The organism is Marinicella sediminis, from assembly GCF_002000055.1.
GTDB classification, from domain to species: domain Bacteria; phylum Pseudomonadota; class Gammaproteobacteria; order Xanthomonadales; family Marinicellaceae; genus Marinicella; species Marinicella sediminis.
In genome coordinates this window covers 334449-353615 of sequence record NZ_MVBD01000002.1, presented here as the reverse complement: position 1 = coordinate 353615, position 19167 = coordinate 334449, and the positions used below count along the sequence as shown (strand labels likewise).

Genomic DNA, 19167 nt, shown 5'->3' with positions numbered 1-19167 from the left:
ATTGACTGCATAGGTCAGAACCTGATGCAGAAAAAAAATCACCGCCATTCAAACAATCGTTTGAAATATGAGGTTGTCTGTGTTATTTTAATTTGCGATTTGTTTTTGCATGTGTCAGTCAAATAAAAAAAAACAGCAGACTGAGAAAAGGCATTGCGACATGACGTGGGGACGTTTTCACAATCACAAATCATTACTTTTTTACAAATTGAGGGATTTATCAATGAATAAACTAAACGTTTTGGGCGTGACCGCGTCTGTCATCTTGTCTACGGCCGCCTGGGCCAAAACTGAATTACCTGCCGCCAAGCACCTGGCAGGACCTGCTGAAGAAATTGAATTAATGCAACCAGCAAACCCTGAGTCAACGGCCATACTATCCAAACATGCCATGCTCAAAATTGGCATGGCCAGCCAAAAAAATGGGAACTTTGCATGGCAACAAAATGTGTTGATTGATGGGGAAAACCCCAAGGCATTGTTGTTTGCTCAGGATCGCCAGAATTGGGAATTGAGTATTCGGGGCGTGGGCGCACAAAAAAGCGGTGCAGTAAATGATGTGCCTTTTCAACGCACTGAAACCACTTTTGGCATGGCCAGTGAGCGATTTCCAGCCACCCAGTTTGATTTGGCTAACTTACCCGGCGGGCGTTACCAGTTCAACATCACCGCACCTCACAACAAAAACAGTCAGCCATCTGAAGCTTATCTGTTGGTCAGCAGTGACAGTCCTTACCAATTGTCTTCGTTCACCAGTGCACCTGGATATTTGGTAGGCCAGGTGATACAAATCAACAGCAAAGCCCAAATGGCCAACGAGAAATTCTCCATGGTAAAAAACGATTTACAGTTGATGCAAAATGCCCACCTGAAAATCACCATGCCTGATGGTCAGTTCAGTGAAATTAGCATGTTTGATGACGGTTTATTGATGGACAAATCCCCAACTGACGGTCAATTCAACGGCAGCTTTGTGGCAGAACAGCCCGGACTTTATCAGGTTCAGGTGATCGCACAGGGCATCACTCCGGAAGGCAAGCCTTTTTACCGAACTTCAGAGCATGTGATTCCAGTCATTGAATCTGACCTTGATCTGGCTTCAATGGAAGCTGCCGGCAGTTACTCAGCACCCAACAAAATAGACCTGGGAATCGGTATTGAAACCGCCAGACAAGATGGCAGATACCGGGTATTTGCTGAAGTGTGGAATGAGCACAAAGGTCAGTCATCAGCGGTAACCTGGTTGTCAACAATCAGTGATGTGAGTGATGGTCAATTGAAACTGCAATTGGATGATCGATGGCTGATGAGTCATAATAACAGCAAGGGCACATTCTCTTTGCGCAACATTCGGGTTGAAGAACTGGACCATTACATCAATGTCCTGTCTGTCGATGAATTGCCGTTGATGTTACCGCAGATTGATGAATATGCTAAATCAGGCTTTGACGGTCAATTGACCCAGTCTATGTTGATGGGTGAAAGGCCTGCTGGTTCACGAGTGGCCAGTAAAGCCGGTGGCAAATTGATGCTGGTACATGGCTACTGTTCAGGTGATGCCTGGGGACCCGTACAATCGCAATTCAGCAACAGTGTTAAGTTTACAGATTTTAACAAGAACCGCAGCCATGATGAATTTGCCAGACTGATTGACAGTTATGGTGATAACTTCCCATCTTTTGGCGTGGTGGCTCATTCGCAGGGTGGTGCAGCGTCCTTGCATTTGTATACTTACTACTGGAGTGGTCTGGATGATGCTGGTTCAGGGCGTTTGATCCAATCTGTGGGTACACCTTACCAAGGCACTCCACTGGCTGGCAATTTGGCCTTGATTGGTGATATCTTCGGTGTTGGTTGCGGCTACAACGCCAACCTGACCACGTCAGGAGCCAGCGCCTGGTTGTCTGGCATTCCTACCTGGGCCCGCAGTAAAGTGAATTATTACACCACATCGTTTACAGACAAATGGTGGCGTTATGATTACTGCAACATTGCTTCTGACCTGGTGTTGTCAGATCCGGAAGACGGTACCACTGAAAAATCGCGTGGTCAATTGTCTGGTGCGGTTAACCGTGGCCACAAAACAGGCCAATGTCACACCACAGGTATGAGAGACATGGCACAAACCCGTGACTCCAGCAGGAATGGCAGCATGAGTGCCAATGCGGCCCGTTAATTACAATTGATTGAGTTGATAAAAACCCGGCCATGGCCGGGTTTTTTTTTGCTGCTGACTATTTCACAGTTGTGCTTTTGATGATTGCTCACAAAGGTGGTTGAAAACAGCAGAAAATTCACACCATTTACGTCATAATTGACACGCTTTTATATCTGAAATATAACTCAATTGTATGAAAAAACCACAACTCTTCATCCTGCTGCTGTTGATATTGGCATCAGCTGTGCGGGCAGAATATGGACTTCATTTTGATGACAACGGTCAAATCATCAGGCCAGATGAGTATTATTTTGCTCAAGGTGTAGAGGATCGCGAGGATGGCTTTGCCGAAGCTGCGCACAGCCAATTCCTCAAAAGTGCCGCATATGGAAATCAGTTGGCCATGAGCATGGTGGGTTTTTATCACTTAAACAACAAAGACCTGGTAAAGGCAGTGGCCTGGTTTCAGTTGGTGAACCCTGGACAGGTTGACAACAGTCAACAAATCACAGACTTGATTGACAATATTTCAGCTGTGTTGACCGCTGAGGAACTGGCGATGGCTAAAAAGCTTCGCGCACAACTCGCTGAAACATATGGTCCCTTGCCGACCCTTGTCAAACGTGAAAGCTGGAAAAAAAGCCTCAAGTTCACCGGTACCAGTCTTAAGGGATACATACCTCCGTTTTTGCGTATTGAACTCAATTCAGGTATTTCAGTGACCGGTAGTAACCTGCGCAATCAGATTGATGGCTTCATCTATGAGTATGAATTTGGCGTGCCGGAGGGTAAGGTTACCCTGGATGACATCGAAATTCCTGAACAGCAAAAAGAGACTGATTCAAAACAGTGAATACGGTCATACCTGTTTGTATAGCCGGTGACTTACTTGTTACCGGACCTGCAGGTTTACTGACCGATCAATTGCTTTGCTGCATTGAGATAGCCATTCCTTTTGAACAGCAGTTGTAATTGCGTTCCTCCCAACTGTCGCCACAGCATGGCAGAGCGGATGCCCGCCAGTAAGATGGCGCGAATTTTCTCAGTGATGGCCGGATCTTTCAGGTGAAAAGGCTGTCCGGCAACGATTACCCGGGGTTGCATTTGGCTGATGGTCTTGGAATAGATTTGTGCCAGTTTATGGATCACATCGCGGTTGAAAGGTTCTTCATTGTTCTGCAACACTTTGGAGTCGTTGAGTCCCTTGGCAATGTCGTCCATCATTTCCGGTCGTTGCTGTAACTTTCCGGCCAGAGCCAGCAAGGTGATGGTGTATTTGATGACATTGATGTAATAACTGTCTTTATTGAAAGACTTGATCAATGCATTCAGCCCCAATGCCAGCTCGTTGATGTTGTTGTCGAATACATCTTCAGTGGAAGAGGCGTCCATCTTGTATAAACTTTTCAGGCTACACTCCCAGCTGCGCTGGTCTCTGATGGCTCCGGAGTTGGCCAGCTCGTGGGCCATGACGGCAGCCTGGTAAACACCGGCTAAAGCAATGGTACGATTTTTCATGGGTTTTTTAATTCACAGGTTGGGGTTAACAGGGTGGAGGAGTCGATGATGGCGCCACCTAGGCACTCGTCTCCATCATAAAACACAATCGACTGCCCTGGTGTGATGGCCCGTTGGGGTTCATCGAACCGGACTTGCAGTGTGCCATCGTTGCGGATGCTGACCTCACAGGATTGATCGGGTTGGCGGTATCTGATTTTGGCTTGGCATGGCACTGTTTTGTTGGGTGCCTCACCGGCCACCCAACTGACGTCTGTGGCCAGCAGTTCGTTATCCAGGATCAGTTGTTCATGGTTGCTTTGTCCGACAATCAAGCGGTTGTTGTGGTGGTCTTTGGCCAACACAAACCAGGGTTCTGGTAAAGCATCTCTGACGCCGCCAATACCCAAACCTTGTCGTTGGCCTATGGTGTAATACATCAGACCGTTGTGTTGACCGACTTCCTGACCATCAGGAGTAACAATGCTTCCGGGGTTGGGTTGCAGGTACTGAGACAGAAAATCCTGAAACTGTTTTTCACCAATGAAACAGATGCCTGTTGAATCTTTTTTATCGAACACATTCAGACCCAACGACTCCGCGATGGACCTTACTTCAGGCTTTTCCAGTTCGCCAACCGGAAACAGGGAACGGGATAATTGGTATTGATTGATGGTGTACAAAAAATAACTCTGATCTTTGTTCTGATCCAACCCTTTCAGCAATTGAAAGCGACCATTGGTTTCTCCTCTGCGTACATAATGACCGGTAGCCATTAAATCTGCCCCCAGGTCATCGGCATGATCCAGGAACGTCTTGAACTTGATTTCCCGGTTACACAAGATATCTGGATTGGGGGTTCTGCCCAGTTTGTACTCAGTGAGGAAGTCTTCAAATACATGATCCCAGTATTCTGTAGCAAAATTTCTGCGATGCAAACGAATACCTAACCTGTCACAAACGGCCTGGGCGTCTTTGGCGTCTTCATCGGCGGTACAAATTTCCTGGGTGTCATCTTCTTCCCAGTTTTTCATGAACATGCCTTCAACTTCATGGCCTTGTTGTTTGAGCAGGGCTGCACTGACTGACGAATCAACGCCTCCTGACATTCCGGTGATGACTTTCATGGTGATGAGTATGGTTGTTGTTTAATCGTAATAGCTGAACACATCTATGTCCGTTTTCTTGCCGTTTATATGGTGGTCTATGTGGTGTAAAACAAGAGGCGATCGCAATCGATTCAATTGACTGGCTACTTCATCACGACTCATCCAAACTGCTCTGATGATGCCGTCATCGAGGGTCTGTTGCGGATCGAAACTGAGTGCTGTGGCGGCAAAGCATGACCTCAGATAATGTTTGTTACTGTTGGGGCTGGTCCACTGAGAAAATTCAATCAGATGGTCAATACGGATGTGCCAGCCGGTTTCTTCCAGGGTTTCCCGAATGGCCGCATTGACCAGGGTTTCGCCCGGTTCAAGGTGACCGGCCGGCTGATTGATGATGTTGTTGCCATAGATGTCTTCTTCAACCATGAGAAATTTCCCATTGTCTTCTACCACTGCCGCAACAGTGACCCTGGGTAACCATTCCCTGCTCATGCCTCACGGCCCCGCCATTTCAGCCCGGCAAACATCAACAAGGCAGATGCGCTCAAGCACAACCACCAAGGCAAACCGAAACTCGCTGGAATGATGCCCAGAATCACCGCGAATGCTCCCACATAGATGGCATATGGCATTTGAGTTCTGACATGTTCAATGTGATCACACCCTGATGCCATGGAAGACAAGATGGTGGTGTCTGAAATGGGTGAACAGTGATCTCCCCAGACAGCACCGGCCAAAATGCTCGCGATGGTGATGTAAATGATGTAGAAATAGGCGGGATCAAGTAAGCCTTGGGCATCCATCATGTTCCAGCCAATAGGTACAATCAATGGAATCAGGATGCCCATGGCACCCCAGCTGGAACCGGTGGCAAAAGCGGTGAGGGCAGCCAGGAAGAAGGTCAGTACAGGCAGCCACTGAACTGGCAGGGTATCGGCGATCAGGGAAGAAATGTATTGACTGGTTTGAAGTTCTTTGCTGACAGCAGATAATGACCAGGCCAGTACCAGAATAATCATGGCCAGGACCATGGGTTTGATGCCTTTAAGCCAGGCATTGACCACCTGTTGCAGGGTCAGGATACCCTGTATCAGGCTGAGCAAGGCTGCCACCAGCACCCCGGCCATGGTGCCCCACAGCAGGGCAGTGTAAGAATTGGCATTGCCAATGATGTCGCGCAGTGATTGCTGACCAGCTTCAGGATCCAGGCCAGTGACATATAATCCAGTCAACACAACCAGAATCATGGTGAGGAACGGCAGGATGGCATTCCGGGCCCGTTGAGGCTTGCCTTCAACAGGCTCAATCTCATCCTCATCGTGCTGCTCAACGTTCACTGGAGCAACCTGACCTGAGCGGGCACGTTGTTCAGCCTGCAACATCGGGCCAAAGTCTTTGCCGGTGCCTGCCACCATGATGGTCATCAGTAATGCCAGGATCGGATAAAAACTGTATGGAATGGTTTCAAGGAACACGGAGTATCCACCAGCTTCATCATAGCCCACAACTTTCAGGGCATCATCAATCAATCCAACCTGAAAACCCACCCAGGTTGTGACCAATGCCAGACAGGCGATTGGAGCTGCAGTGGAATCAACCAAATAAGCCAGTTTCTCCCGTGATATTTTCATCTTGTCCGTGACAGGACGCATGGTGTTGCCCACCACCAGGGTGTTGGCATAATCATCGAAGAAAATGCTCATGCCCATGGATACAGTGGCCAAAGAAGCGCGTCTGACACTGTTGGCCCAGCGTATGATCAGGTTAACGATGCCTTGCATCCCGCCATTGCGTGATGTAATGCCCACCATGCCACCTATCATGAATGAAAACAAGATGATGGAGACATTATCGGCATCAGCCAGTGATTGCACGGCGTACTGTTCGAGGGTCACCAACGGTGCCATCAATAAAGCTTGCCACTGCAAACCGCCTATCACCCATACCCCAAAAACCAAGCCAATGAACAAGGCCGGAATGACCTGTTTGAAAGCCAGCGCCATGGCAATGGCCAATAATGGAGGTACCACAGATAGCCAGGTTCCGGCAAATGATACAGTGTCCTGAGTGGCGGATTCCTGTGCCATTAATGGAAGACAAAGAAACATTAATATCAGTGAGATACAAAATTTTGCTGGCGTAATATGATGCATTATTTTTTGGGTAGGGTTGTGATTAAGGGAAGGATTTTATCACTGTTGGGCATTTAATTCACGCAACCGTTGGTGGCTGCCCACATCATTCCACGCTCCCTGGTGAAGTTGTCCGGATATCAGTCCTTCATCACAGGCAGCCCTGACCAATGGAGTGACGCTGAAAACGTTGCCGGCTTGGCAGGTTGAAAACAGCCGGGGGTGGAATACACCAATGCCAGAATAAGTCAATGTGGGTTGACCAATGCCGGGGTTGCTTACTTTCGGTGGGTCAAAAGAAAAATCACCGTCGTTGTTATGCGCCGGGTTTTCGACCAGCACCAGGTGGGCCAAAACATCTGTCGCCATGGTTGGTAAGCTGGCAAATGTGAAATCAGTAAACAGATCGGCATTGATGGCCAGAAAGGGCTGTTCGCCGAGCAGGGGCAGGGCATTGAGCATGCCTCCACCGGTCTCCAGCGCATGCTGACCTTCATCGATGACCTGAATGTTCAGTTGTTTGTGTTTTGCTTGGTAGTCATTGATGAATTGGATGATCTGTTCTTTAAGCCAGCAAACATTGATGACCAGTTCGTTAAAACCAGCTGTCTCCAATTGTTCCAGATGGTACTGTAACAATGGTTTACCGCGAACCGATACCAAAGGCTTGGGTGTGTGATCCGTTAATGGTCTGAGGCGTTCACCCCGGCCGGCAGCCAGTATCATGGCTTTCATGCAGGGTGCCTGATGGTGGGCAACATTTCTTTCAGTAATTGTTTGAGCGCGCTCAATTCAGGGTAACAGTCACACACATCCTGAACATAACTCATGGTTCTCGGGATGTCTTTGAGGTATCCGGGTTTGCCATCCCGGTAATTCAGGCGGCTGAAAATACCGATGGCCTTAAGGTGGCGTTGCAGGCCCATCAGGTCAAACCACCGGACAAACTGTGTTCTGGAAAAGGCCGGCTTATGAGCTAAACCAGATTGTTGCAGATAATAACTGATCAAATCATCCACGGTGGGTTCAGGCAGACGAATGTAACAGTCCTTCAGAAGAGAAACGAGGTCATAGGTGACCGGTCCGCAAACGGCGTCCTGAAAATCGATAACTCCTGGTTTATCATCTGTCCACATCAGGTTTCTGGAGTGAAAGTCGCGATGCACAAACACCTGTGGCTGGGCCAGTGCATTGTCGATCAGCAATTCATGCAATTGTTGGACGATGAGTTGTTGCTGTTCGGTCAATTGATGATTCAGGTGGTGTCCAATGAACCACTCTGAAAATAAATTCAGTTCAGTGCTTAATAATGGTCGGTCATAAGCAGGTATGGCATCCACCGGGGCAGATTGCAGGATGACCAGTTCATCGATCGCCATGGCATACATGGCGTGGTAGTTGCTCTCATTGAGCAGGTCCAGATAAAGCTGATGGCCAAAATCTGTGAGCAACATGAATCCCATTACTTCATCATGGGCTTTGATCAATGGTACATGGACCTGATGTTGTTGCAGGATGGCTTGAACTTTAACAAAAGGACGACAATCTTCCAGTTGTGGAGGTGCGTCCATGGCAATGTAGCTTAAGTCACCACATTTGACCCTGAAATATTGTCGAAAACTGGCATCCTCGGAAGCGGTCTCAACCCGGAAATCATTGGTTTCCAGGACGTGGTTCAGCCATTGGCTGAGCTGTTCGGAACGGGACATTGGTTTTATTGTTTAGGCCGGGGTCCTGATTCTGTGGTTTTTGATTTTTTAAGCACTGTGGTGATCACGTGCTGATGTTCAAAATAAACCACAAAATCGGCATATTCCCAACGGGTGATGGGCGGATTGCCCACTGGCTCAGACATCATCAACGGGTCACCAAACGCAGTCCTCACCTGATTCATGGTGGTGCTCTTTTGCGGTAAATTGACCTGGTCTTTTGCAGCCACCCGTTCAATCAGTAATACATCACCCCGGGCATGAATGGTCAGCAACAACAGGATCAGCAATGGCAGTATCTGTTTCATCATGTTACCTGAATAAAAGAAAGCCATTCTAGCAAGTTTGAATCCTGCTTGTCACATCGATTTTGCTGTCAATGTGACCTGGTCCACATAAAGCAGGCCTGCGGCTTGATTCAGATGTCCGGATTTTTAAGTAACATCAGTGCCTGATGTGGCTTATAATTTGCCACATGAAGAAAGTTATGCTGTATTTCTATCAAATTTACGTTTGGCTGGTGGTTTATCCTTTTGCCTGGCTGCTCACCATTCTGGTGGCCATGCTCATCAGTCTGCTGTCGATATTAGGAGCGGCTGAATTTGCCGGTAAATACATCGCCCGTCCATGGGGGAAAGTGATTTTATGGATCACTCCGGTGATGGTTGAAAAAAACGGGCAATCGAACATTGAGCCTCACCAATCCTATGTGGTGATTGCCAACCACCAAAGCACCTATGACATTCTGGTGGTTTATGGCTATTTACCCCTGAATTTTAAATGGGTGATGAAAATTGAACTGAGGAAAATGCCTTTCGTTGGATTTGCCTGTGAAAAAATGGGTCATATCTATGTCGACCGCAGAAACCGCCAGGCCTCCATTCAAGCCATGCGTAATGCGCGCGAACAACTGGTGGATGGTACGTCTGTGTTTTTTTTCCCAGAAGGTACGCGCAGCTGTGGGGATCAACTGAAACCGTTCAAAAAAGGCGCCTTCAGAATGGCTAAGGACCTGCAGTTACCCATATTGCCAGTCACCATAGCCGGTGCTGACCAGGTTTTAAAAAGTGGTGGGTTGCTGATCACTCCCGGACGCATCGGATTGACCTTTCATGAACCCATACCTGTGGAACAAGTTACGAAGCTGGGTACCGCACAATTGATTGCCCGTTGTCAGGACATCATTGCCAGTGGCTTAACCGAAGAACAAACAACGGTTGTGACCTCTGATTAACTTGAATCAATGGGGCAGTTTCTAAATGGGTTTGTTTAAAGCCCGGCTAACAACATATAATGCATCATCATGAGTACATTTAAAAAAATCTTCACTTTGATTCTGGTTCTGCTGTTACTCACTGGCGCCATTGCGGTCAGCAGCCTCAACGCCGGACATGTAAACATCAATTTGTATTGGTTTGAGCTGAACTGGCCCTTGGGTTTTGCTCTGTTACTTTGTGGTACGCTGGGGGTTTTGGCTGGGTTGTTGATTGGCTGGTTGTATTGGACCTGGCCTGCCAACCGCCGGAAAATGTATTGGAAACGGGCTTATCACAAGGCCCTGGCTGAACAGCCTGAAAGCTCCCAAAGCCCACAATTAACTGAGCAGAGTAAAACCCCATGAGTCTTCCTGGGTTGTGGATTTCACTGGCCATTCTGGCTGGCGTGTTAATGGGCCTGTATCTGGCTTTCATTTTGCGGGCTGCCAACACCAAAAGAACATTCGAACAACTCAATCACCGATATTTCAAAGGCCTCAATTACCTTTTGAATGATGAATCTGACAAGGCCATTGATGTTTTTATTCAACTGGCTGAAACCTCGCAGGAAACCTTCGAGCCCCAATTGGCGCTGGGTAACCTTTATCGTCGCAAAGGTGAGGTTGACCGAGCCATCAAACTACATCAGGCATTGATTGCTCAGGCTGAACTGCCGGAACGTTATCGCACACGGGCTTTACTGGCCATCGGCAAAGATTACATGAGCGCCGGCTTACTTGATCGGGCAGAGGTGTTGTTTTCCGAATTGGTGGAAATTGAAGCGCACACCCCTGAAGCACTGCATTCACTGGTAGAAATATATCAGCAGGAACAGGATTGGTTACAGGCCATTAAGTCTGCCAGCAGGTATCAAAGTGCCACCAATCGTAATATGCAGATACCCATCGGACATTTCTATTGCGAACTGGCGGAGCTCTCTGTCAATCAACAAGATCCTGATCAGGCAGAGAAATACCTGGCTTCGGCATTGCGAATCGATAAAAAAGCGGTGCGTTCACATTTGATTTCAGCACGGTTAAGTCAACAGGCTGAGCAATGGCATCAGGCGATTGATCATTATGCTGCAGCCATTGAAGCTGATGACTCATTTGTGCCAATCTTCATTGATGACATGGCCGAATGTTACCTGGCACTTGAGCAGGGTGATTTGCTGGAAGACAAGCTGTTGTCTTTGACAGAATCTTACCATGGAGTATCACCGGTGTTGACCCTGGCCAGCTACTATGCCGGTACGCGGGGCGATGAATATGCCACTGAATACCTCAGTCAACAATTAAAAAAACGGGCTTCTTTCAAGGGTCTGAATGCTTTGTTGTTACTGAATGAGCAAAAATTGAATGAGATCGAAGATGATTTTGCCTATTTTGAGGTGCTCAAAGAGTTGATCGCTGAATTACTCAAAGGTAAACCCAAACTGCGCTGTCGCAAATGCGGATTTGGCGCCCATTCATTACACTGGCAATGTCCCAGTTGTAAACATTGGGGTGTGGTCAAGCCCATCTATGGACTGGAATCTGAATAATCCCTTTGTTCTGGCCATGATGACCACCGCCGTGGTGGGTCTGCTGTTGTGCTGGTATGTCTTTATGTCCAGCCGGGTGGTAACAGATCAGGCCACCAGCAGGAGTCTGCATCAGGGGCGGGCTGTCACAGGAGGTGGGTTGTGGATGTTTGTGCCTTTCGCCGCCATGTTGATTTGGCAACAACCCGGATTTCTGCCCGGTTATCTGCTGATGTTGATGGCCTTGTTGGGCTTTACTGATGACCACTTCGATTTGTCTTTTAAGCCCCGGTTGCTGGTTCAATTTGTGATTGCGTTGGCTTGTTTGTATGCCTTTGGTTACCCCCCGGGTTTATTTTGGTTATTCCTGACACTGGCTGTCATCTGGTGGTTGAATCTGTTTAATTTTATGGATGGGGCCAATGGTATGGCAGGCCTGCATGCCCTGGTGGTGTTGCTGTTTTATGCCTGGTTGATTCCCCCGGGTTTCGCGCAAGCGCAGCTGGTTTATTCGGGACTTGGGGTGGTATCGGTATACCTGATATTCAACCTGCTGCTGAAAAGACTGTTTATGGGTGATTCCGGTAGTTTGCCAATGGCATTTTTGCTTGCTGTGCTGGCTTTTCTGGCCATCACTGCAGGTTTGCTCAGTTATCACCAGGTGGCATTGATCCATGCGGTCTTTATCACTGATGCCACGCTCACTTTGCTCAATCGCCTGAAAGCAGGTGAAAACATCACCGAAGCTCATGCTTCTCATTTATACCAACGAATCATCAAAAGCGGCTTAAGCCATGGGGCCATTTCATGTATATACGCCTTGCTGACTGGCTTGTTTTGTGTGGTTGCGGTGTTGGTAACAGGACTGCCGGTTTGGCAGCAAATGGCTGTGGTGACAATCATTTATTTGTTGTTGGTGGTTATTTTTAGCAAAACTTTAAGGCTGGGACGGTAAAATACCGATATGCTGAAACGAGTCCTTCATTTGAGAATTGCGGTTGTTTGTCATGACCTGTTGATGGTTTGGCTGGCCTGGATGGCTGGTTTTTTCATCCGCTACAGCATTTGGCCTGACTCACCACCCTTGGTGTTTTGGTCGGCTGAAATCATGATGGTGATGGTGTTGCAGGGCTTGGTCAGTTTCAGGTTCAATATGTACCGGGGATTATGGCGCTTTGCCAGTATGCCGGACTTGATCAATTTGGTGAAATCAGCCACCATTGGAACATTGGTCATTGCTTTATTCTTTGTCCTGCTGAACCGACTCGAAGGAATTCCCCGCAGTGTATTGTTGTTGTATCCGGTCATCCTGCTGATTTTGTGGGGTGGGCCCAGGATCACCTACCGCTTGTGGAAAGACAAGTACTTCAACTTAAACAACAGCACCATTCCACGTGCGATTGTGATCGGAGCCGGCCATTTGGCCGATGCTTTCATCCGCAATGCCAGTAGCACCCGATCCTGTCATGTTTTGTCCATCATTGATGACAGCGAAGCACTCAAGGGAGCACACCTGAGGGGGGTGAAAATTCAATCAGGTCTGGAGGACCTGAGTCTGACAGTCTCCGAATTGCAGGCAGATCTGGTGGTGATTGCCAAACAGCGCCCTTCATCTGCGCTGATCCGGCAGGTGGTTGATCAGCTGGCAGAAACGGCTTGTACCATCCGCATTGCCCCCGACCCTGATGACCAGGATCATCACTTACTGAACGTCAATCAATTGCAACCTTTGACTGTTGAAGATTTGTTAGGTCGTGAAAAGATCGAGCTGGATTGGTCTGGAGTGGCGGCATACATCAAAAACAAATCAGTGCTTGTTACAGGGGGAGGCGGGTCCATAGGTTCTGAATTGTGTCGTCAGCTGGCCCGCTTTGGGGTCAGTCAATTGAGCATTGTTGATCATTCAGAGTTTAACCTTTATCTGGTGGATAAAGCCCTGAGTGAAATGGACCTGTTGGTTCATTCTCATTTATGTGATGTCACCAATAATTCTCACCTCTATCATATTTTCAAACAAACCCAGCCCGATGTGGTGTTTCATGCGGCGGCCTATAAACATGTCCCGTTGCTGGAGTCTCATGCTTGTGAGGGGTATTTGAACAACGTCATCGGCACCAAGAATGTTGCGGATTGTTGTGCTGATTTCGCTGTGGATAAAATGGTGCTGATTTCAACCGATAAAGCGGTCAATCCGTGTAGCGTCATGGGTGCCACCAAGCGCCTGGCAGAAAAGTACTGCCAATTGAAAAACCAACAAAGCCAAACCGATTTTTTCACTGTTCGATTTGGTAATGTACTGGGTTCAGCAGGCTCAGTGGTGCCGTTGTTTGAACAACAAATCGCAGCTGGCGGTCCATTGACTGTGACGCATGAGAAAATGGAACGTTATTTCATGACGATTGAAGAGGCTTGCCAGCTGATTTTACAAAGTCTGGTGCTGGAAAATGACAACGATGTGCTGGTGCTGGACATGGGGCAGCCTGTGAAAATCAAGTCTCTGGCTGAACGCATGATTGCACTGTCTGGAAAAGCCGGCGAAATCAAGATCAGCATCACCGGGCTGCGCTCAGGTGAAAAACTTTATGAAGAGTTGCACTATGACATGGAGTCATTGATTCCCACTGAGACCCAGAAGATCAGGGCCGTCAAACACAGCAATCAACAACCTGAACAGCTGAATCAACAAATCCTGCAAGCTGCTAAAATGGCCCGTCGGTTTGAACAGGATCAACTGAAAAAAATGCTGGGTCAGATGGTGCCGGAATTCAAAGGCAATGAACTCAGGGTGATTCAGTCTAATCCACAAACCACAGAACAAAAACAGTCATGAAAAAGATATCCAAAGCGGTTTTTCCCGTGGGCGGCATGGGAACCCGGTTTTTGCCAGCCACCAAATCAATACCCAAGGAATTGTTACCAATCATTGATAAGCCATTGATCCAATATGCGGTTGAAGAGGCCCTGGAGGCTGGTATCACCACTTTGATTTTCATCACCAGTGCCAGTAAGCATGCCATCAGCGACCATTTTGACCCCATGCCTGATTTGCGGGCCAAATTCAAAGCAGAGGGTAAAAATCATCTGGTTGAAAAGTTGGATACCCTGCCGGTTGACATCCAAAGGGTCTTCATTCCTCAGGGACAACCTTTGGGTCTTGGACATGCGGTATTACAGGCTGAAAGTCTGATTGAAGAGGATGAAATGTTTGCTGTTTTGTTGGCAGATGACTTTTTACAAGCCACGGAAAACCCTTTGCAGGCCTTGTTGTCAGCAGCTCAAAGTAATGGCAAAGCCACCGTCAGTGTTGAAACCGTCAGTGATGAGCGGATATCCAGTTATGGGGTAATTGAACCTCAGCAATGGGATAATAACGTCAGTCAGGTATTAGACATCATTGAAAAACCAGCGTTGTCACAGGCGCCATCCCGTTTTGGTGTGATAGGACGTTATGTGTTACCGCAAACGGTTTTTGGATACCTGAAGAACACCGCCATGGACAGTCACAATGAAATTCAACTGACTGATGCCCTTAAAGACCTGATGGAACAGCAAGGATTGCAGGCTGTGAAGTTGGCAGGTTTGCGGTTTGACTGTGGCAGTCAGGAAGGATTCGTACTGGCCAACCTGCATGTGGCCATGCAGAACCAATCATTGAAGTCTCAGGTCAGGGATTATTTTGCCAATTGCGAGTGATCAAAAGCATCCGGTAACAATTCCTTGATGGGTCTGGCTGTGAAATTGCCCTGGTTGTCTGGCTGTTCCAGATAAACCATGGTTTCCATGTGACCATGCTCAAAGATGATTTGCCGACATGCACCACAAGGCGGGCAAGGTTGCCCATCACCACCCACAATCAGGATGTGATCAATGGCCTGGCCTCCTGACATGATCATGTGTGCCACCGCTGCCTGTTCGGCACAACAGCCGATTGGGTAAGCTGCATTTTCCACGTTGCAACCAGCCGTGATTTGCTGGTTATTATCCAGAATTGCAGCGCCCACCCTAAAATGTGAATAAGGTGCGTAGGCTTTGTCTTGTGCCTGTTTGGCTGCCTGATACAATTGTGCTGTGATTGATGGTTTCATCAGGCATCCGGCAGGTAATAAATGGCTGGCAATTGCCTGAGTTTTTCTTCCAGATCCATGCCGTAGCCAAATATATAATGGTCCGGAATGTTCAGGGCCACGTAATCGGGCTTGTAATCTGCATAAGTCCGGTCATGTTCTTTGAGCACCAAAACAACTGAACTGGTCGATTGTGCCCCTTGCTTCATACACCAGTTGTGCGCTGCTTCCAACGTATGTCCTTCGTCATAAATGTCATCACAAAGGATCACATGGCGATTTTTCAGGTTGATTTCAGGTTGATACTTCCACACCAACTGGCCACCGGTTTTACTTTTCCCATAACGTGATAATTGCAGGTAATCCATTTCCATGTCGATATTCAAACGGGTGGATAACGCCGATGCAAATATCATCCCTCCATTCATGATGGTTAAAAAAGCCACTTCTTTATCGGCATAATCGCTGTTCAATTCTGCAGCCAGATCGTTGATGGCCTGATCGATGGTGCTTTCACTGATCAGGATTTCACTGCCTGCAGGTAATATTTTCTGATACATGGGGTTTAAGGTTTCTCAGTTGATTGAAAATTGGTAGAATAAATCGTCCTTTTTTGCAGAGACCATAATGATTAAAAAAACCATTGTTTTACTCACCTTATTGACCATGAATTTTATGGCCATTGCCAACAGTATGCAAGGTCAACCGGCGCCAAGCTTCAACTTGCAGGATCAATCCGGCAATCAGCATCAGTTATCAGATTATCAGGGGCAGTGGCTGGTGGTCTATTTTTACCCCAAGAATGACACCACAGGTTGTACCATAGAAGCCAAGGCTTTCCGGGATCATTATGAAAAACTGCAGCACATGAATACCGCTGTGCTGGGTGTTTCGCTGGATGATGCCGAATCTCACAAGGCCTTCATCAGCAAATATGACCTGCCATTCAATCTATTGGTAGATGCCAATAAATCGATGTCCCGTGATTATGGTGTGGATGGTGGCATGGCCTTTTTCAGTTATGCCAAGCGACAAACCTTCATCATCGATCCGCAGGGCATGATTGCCCGGCACTTTGAAGAAGTCAACCCAAGCACCCATGTACCTCAGGTGCTTGAAGCTTTGAACGCACTGCAAAGTAAGTCAGCGAAAGCTGCCAAAGCCAGTGACGTTCAAGTCACTGAACAAACTGAAGATTGGCGGGTATATGGCGCTCCATGGCCGCAGGAGGGCTTGGCTGAACAACCGCTTCAGGAAGTTCTGGCTGAGGCAGAACAAGCCGCAGGTGAAACCCGCATGATGAGTGGTCGTATCACCCGGGTATGTCAGAAAAAAGGGTGTTGGATGATCCTCGCTGATGGCGATGAATTTGTCCGTGTTGATTTCAATGACCATGCTTTCCTGATCCCGAAAGATGCCAGTGGTCAGGCACATGTCTATGGGCAGCTGGTGGCCAGAGAATTGACAGCTGAGCAGATAGCTCACTTTGAATCTGAAGGTGCCAAGGGGCTGAAAGGCAAGCAATATGAAATCATAGCTGATTCAGTCAAGATTCTGAATTGAGCATAACAGGGGATAACTGATGGAAGGTGTGATTGGCATACTGTTGTCGTTGGGATTGTTGATGTATCTGGCTTATCGAGGGGTCAGTGTGATCATCCTGGCGCCTGTTTTGGCCATGCTGGCAGTGGTTTTGGCTGGAGAAGGATCGCAGATGCTGGGCATCTATACCCAGATATTCATGACCAAAATGGGTTCATTTGCCATCAAGTATTTTCCCATCTTTTTATTGGGAGCGATTTTCGGCAAACTGATGGAAGACACCGGTGCAGCCAAATCGATTGCCAGAAGCATCATTGGTACACTGGGCATCAGGCATGCTGCATTGGCCATTGTGCTGGCCTGTGGACTGCTGACTTATGGAGGGGTTTCTGCTTTTGTGGTGGCCTTTGCGGTTTATCCACTGGCAGCGGCTTTGTTTCGCGAAGCCAATTTGCCTAAACGCTTCATTCCGGCAACCATTGCCCTGGGTGCATTTACCTTTACCATGACCTGTCTGCCGGGAACTTCACAGATTCACAACATCATTCCGGTCAGCTATTTCGGGACTGATATGTATGCCGCTCCACTGATTGGTTTATTGGCTGGTTTGGGCATGATGACCGGAGGATTGGCCTGGTTGAACCATCGGATCAAAAAGTACAGGGAAGAAGGATATGGCGATAACCACAGCAATGAACCAGTGGTCACAGAAGATCGTTTGTTACCAGGATTACTGACATCACTGGCTCCGATTCTGGTGGTCGTACTGGCCAACTTTGTACTGCAGAAACTCATCATCCCTGCCTGGGACACCAGTTATCTTGGCAGTGAAAAGTTTGGCCAGATCGAAGTTGGTAAAGTCAAATCCATCTGGTCGATGATCATTGCCCTGTTGATGGCCAACCTGGCAGTGGTGGCACTGCATTGGAAAAAACTGACGGACATCAATGGCACAATGACCAAAGGTGCCATGGGTTCTATGCTGCCAACATTCAATACCGCATCTGAAGTCGGCTATGGCGGCACCATCGCTTCGCTCGGTGCATTCCTGCTGGTCAAGGATGCGGTGATCAATATTTCTCCGCAAAATCCATTGATTTCCGAGGTGGTGGCCGTCAATGTACTGGCCGGTATCACCGGTTCAGCATCCGGTGGCTTGACCATCGCTCTGGAGGCATTGGGCAGTACATATGCTCAGTTGGCTGAACAGTTCAGCATCAACCCTGAGTGGATGCATCGTCTGGCTTCAATGGCCTCTGGTGGTTTCGATTCCTTGCCCCACAATGGTGCGGTGATCACATTACTGACCATCTGTGGTTTATCGCACAGGCAATCCTATAAGGACATTTTCATGGTGTCACTGGTGATACCGGTGATCATCACAGCAATCACCGTAGGCATCCTGAGTCTGGTGATTGCATGAAGCTCAGTGCCGAAGAAATCCAGTTATTTCATGAAGATGGTTACCTGATCAGACGTCAATTGATTGATATGACACTGCTCAATGAAATCAGGAATCAAACCAAACAACACCTGAGCATGCGACTGCCTCCCTTTGAGTTGGAGGCCACTCTGGGCTATCCCAAAGCCCCTCAATCAGTCGCAGAGCAGGGTGGAGACACCATCAGAAGATTGTTGTTGGCTTACAGTCGTGATTCTGCGTTTCGCGAGTGGGCAAAAAACAGAATGGTAAAAGGCATGCTGCAATCGTTGTTTGATTCAGAAGCGGTTTATCTGGTTCAGTCACACCACAACTGTATCATGACCAAACAGCCAGATTATTCCAGTAAAACGCTTTGGCACAGGGACATCAGGTATTGGCAATTTGCCAACGATCAACTGATTAATTCGTGGTTGGCCATGGGTACTGAAAACAACGAAAACGGTTGTTTGAAGGTGATCCCCGGATCACATCTTTGGAACACCAGTGAAGACATGGTAGATGAGCAGTTGTTTTTACAGGTTGAGCACCCTGATGCGCAACCTTGGCTTGAACAAGCCATTGATGTGGAATTACAGGCCGGTGATGTGTTGTTATTTCACGCCGCGCTTTTTCATGCAGCCAATAACAATGTCACGGATCAGGGTAAATTTTCATTGGTGTATTCATACCACGGTGAGGGCAATCACCCGTTACCAAATTCTAAATCCACACAGTTTGAAGAGGTTTGTTTGTAA

At 47.8% G+C, this 19167-nt stretch carries 20 protein-coding genes; 11 read left to right on the top strand and 9 right to left on the bottom strand.

All coding sequences use genetic code 11. From position 1 onward, the window contains the following. Positions 1-223 precede the first annotated feature (223 nt). Both B0475_RS04025 and B0475_RS04020 read left to right on the top strand, forming a co-directional pair. Positions 224-2176, top strand: coding sequence for a choice-of-anchor X domain-containing protein (locus B0475_RS04025; RefSeq protein WP_157892693.1), 1953 nt, complete (start codon positions 224-226; stop codon positions 2174-2176). A 175-nt stretch (positions 2177-2351) separates the two neighbouring features. Continuing rightward, entirely contained in the window at positions 2352-3011 is a 660-nt protein-coding gene (locus tag B0475_RS04020) for a hypothetical protein (protein ID WP_077410273.1), read from the top strand. A gap of 56 nt (positions 3012-3067) precedes the next feature. Here B0475_RS04020 and hflD read toward each other — a convergent pair whose 3' ends face one another. The 7 genes from hflD to B0475_RS03985 form a co-directional block, all read right to left on the bottom strand. After that, on the bottom strand, positions 3068-3676 hold the full coding sequence (gene hflD, locus B0475_RS04015; RefSeq protein WP_077410271.1) for a high frequency lysogenization protein HflD: 609 nt from the start codon (positions 3674-3676) through the stop codon (positions 3068-3070). Further along, a complete protein-coding gene (gene mnmA, locus B0475_RS04010) occupies positions 3673-4782 on the bottom strand; it encodes a tRNA 2-thiouridine(34) synthase MnmA (RefSeq protein WP_077410269.1) in 1110 nt (369 codons plus the stop codon). The genes hflD and mnmA overlap by 4 nt, the downstream gene beginning before the upstream one ends. A 21-nt stretch (positions 4783-4803) precedes the next feature. Further along, positions 4804-5256, bottom strand: coding sequence for an NUDIX hydrolase (locus tag B0475_RS04005; protein WP_077410267.1), 453 nt, complete (start codon positions 5254-5256; stop codon positions 4804-4806). Then, complete coding sequence (locus tag B0475_RS04000) at positions 5253-6851, bottom strand: Na+/H+ antiporter NhaC family protein (protein WP_157892692.1); 1599 nt, start codon at positions 6849-6851, stop codon at positions 5253-5255. Before B0475_RS04000 ends, B0475_RS04005 begins: the two co-directional genes overlap by 4 nt. A gap of 105 nt (positions 6852-6956) precedes the next feature. After that, entirely contained in the window at positions 6957-7631 is a 675-nt protein-coding gene (gene murU, locus B0475_RS03995) for an N-acetylmuramate alpha-1-phosphate uridylyltransferase MurU (protein ID WP_077410263.1), read from the bottom strand. Then, positions 7628-8605, bottom strand: a complete 978-nt coding sequence (locus B0475_RS03990; RefSeq protein ID WP_077410261.1) for an aminoglycoside phosphotransferase family protein — start codon at positions 8603-8605, stop codon at positions 7628-7630. Before B0475_RS03990 ends, murU begins: the two co-directional genes overlap by 4 nt. A gap of 5 nt (positions 8606-8610) precedes the next feature. After that, positions 8611-8916 (bottom strand): hypothetical protein, encoded by a 306-nt coding sequence (locus B0475_RS03985; protein ID WP_157892691.1) that lies wholly within the window; start codon positions 8914-8916, stop codon positions 8611-8613. 164 nt (positions 8917-9080) lie between these two features. On the opposite strand from B0475_RS03985, the gene B0475_RS03980 reads away from it, so the two are divergent. The 6 genes from B0475_RS03980 to B0475_RS03955 all read left to right on the top strand — a co-directional run bounded on the left by B0475_RS03980 (position 9081) and on the right by B0475_RS03955 (position 15076). Further along, entirely contained in the window at positions 9081-9839 is a 759-nt protein-coding gene (locus tag B0475_RS03980; RefSeq protein WP_157892690.1) for a lysophospholipid acyltransferase family protein, read from the top strand. 69 nt (positions 9840-9908) lie between these two features. Then, positions 9909-10226: a LapA family protein gene (locus B0475_RS03975; protein WP_077410254.1), complete on the top strand. Its 318-nt coding sequence runs from the start codon at positions 9909-9911 to the stop codon at positions 10224-10226. After that, positions 10223-11404 carry a lipopolysaccharide assembly protein LapB gene (lapB, locus tag B0475_RS03970; protein ID WP_077410252.1) on the top strand — a complete coding sequence of 394 codons (1182 nt, stop codon included), beginning with the start codon at positions 10223-10225 and terminating at the stop codon, positions 11402-11404. The genes B0475_RS03975 and lapB overlap by 4 nt, the downstream gene beginning before the upstream one ends. Further along, entirely contained in the window at positions 11385-12338 is a 954-nt protein-coding gene (locus B0475_RS03965) for an MraY family glycosyltransferase (protein ID WP_077410250.1), read from the top strand. Before lapB ends, B0475_RS03965 begins: the two co-directional genes overlap by 20 nt. Before the next feature lie 63 nt (positions 12339-12401). After that, positions 12402-14213, top strand: coding sequence for a polysaccharide biosynthesis protein (locus tag B0475_RS03960; RefSeq protein ID WP_198538103.1), 1812 nt, complete (start codon positions 12402-12404; stop codon positions 14211-14213). Continuing rightward, positions 14210-15076 carry a UTP--glucose-1-phosphate uridylyltransferase gene (locus B0475_RS03955; protein WP_077410246.1) on the top strand — a complete coding sequence of 289 codons (867 nt, stop codon included), beginning with the start codon at positions 14210-14212 and terminating at the stop codon, positions 15074-15076. Before B0475_RS03960 ends, B0475_RS03955 begins: the two co-directional genes overlap by 4 nt. On the opposite strand, the gene B0475_RS03950 is transcribed toward B0475_RS03955, so the two are convergent. Both B0475_RS03950 and B0475_RS03945 read right to left on the bottom strand, forming a co-directional pair. After that, the gene (locus B0475_RS03950) at positions 15055-15468 is read right to left on the bottom strand and encodes a cytidine deaminase (RefSeq protein WP_077410244.1); all 414 of its coding nucleotides are present in this window, start codon (positions 15466-15468) and stop codon (positions 15055-15057) included. The two genes, B0475_RS03955 and B0475_RS03950, sit on opposite strands and share 22 nt — an antisense overlap. Beyond that, complete coding sequence (locus B0475_RS03945) at positions 15468-16007, bottom strand: hypoxanthine-guanine phosphoribosyltransferase (RefSeq protein ID WP_077410242.1); 540 nt, start codon at positions 16005-16007, stop codon at positions 15468-15470. The genes B0475_RS03950 and B0475_RS03945 overlap by 1 nt, the downstream gene beginning before the upstream one ends. A gap of 67 nt (positions 16008-16074) precedes the next feature. On the opposite strand from B0475_RS03945, the gene B0475_RS03940 reads away from it, so the two are divergent. From B0475_RS03940 to B0475_RS03930, 3 genes are read left to right on the top strand one after another with little or no spacing between them, the layout of a single operon-like run. Continuing rightward, positions 16075-17010 (top strand): DUF4920 domain-containing protein, encoded by a 936-nt coding sequence (locus B0475_RS03940; protein WP_077410240.1) that lies wholly within the window; start codon positions 16075-16077, stop codon positions 17008-17010. A gap of 19 nt (positions 17011-17029) precedes the next feature. Then, positions 17030-18412 carry a GntP family permease gene (locus tag B0475_RS03935; RefSeq protein ID WP_077410238.1) on the top strand — a complete coding sequence of 461 codons (1383 nt, stop codon included), beginning with the start codon at positions 17030-17032 and terminating at the stop codon, positions 18410-18412. Further along, a complete protein-coding gene (locus tag B0475_RS03930; protein ID WP_077410236.1) occupies positions 18409-19167 on the top strand; it encodes a phytanoyl-CoA dioxygenase family protein in 759 nt (252 codons plus the stop codon). Before B0475_RS03935 ends, B0475_RS03930 begins: the two co-directional genes overlap by 4 nt.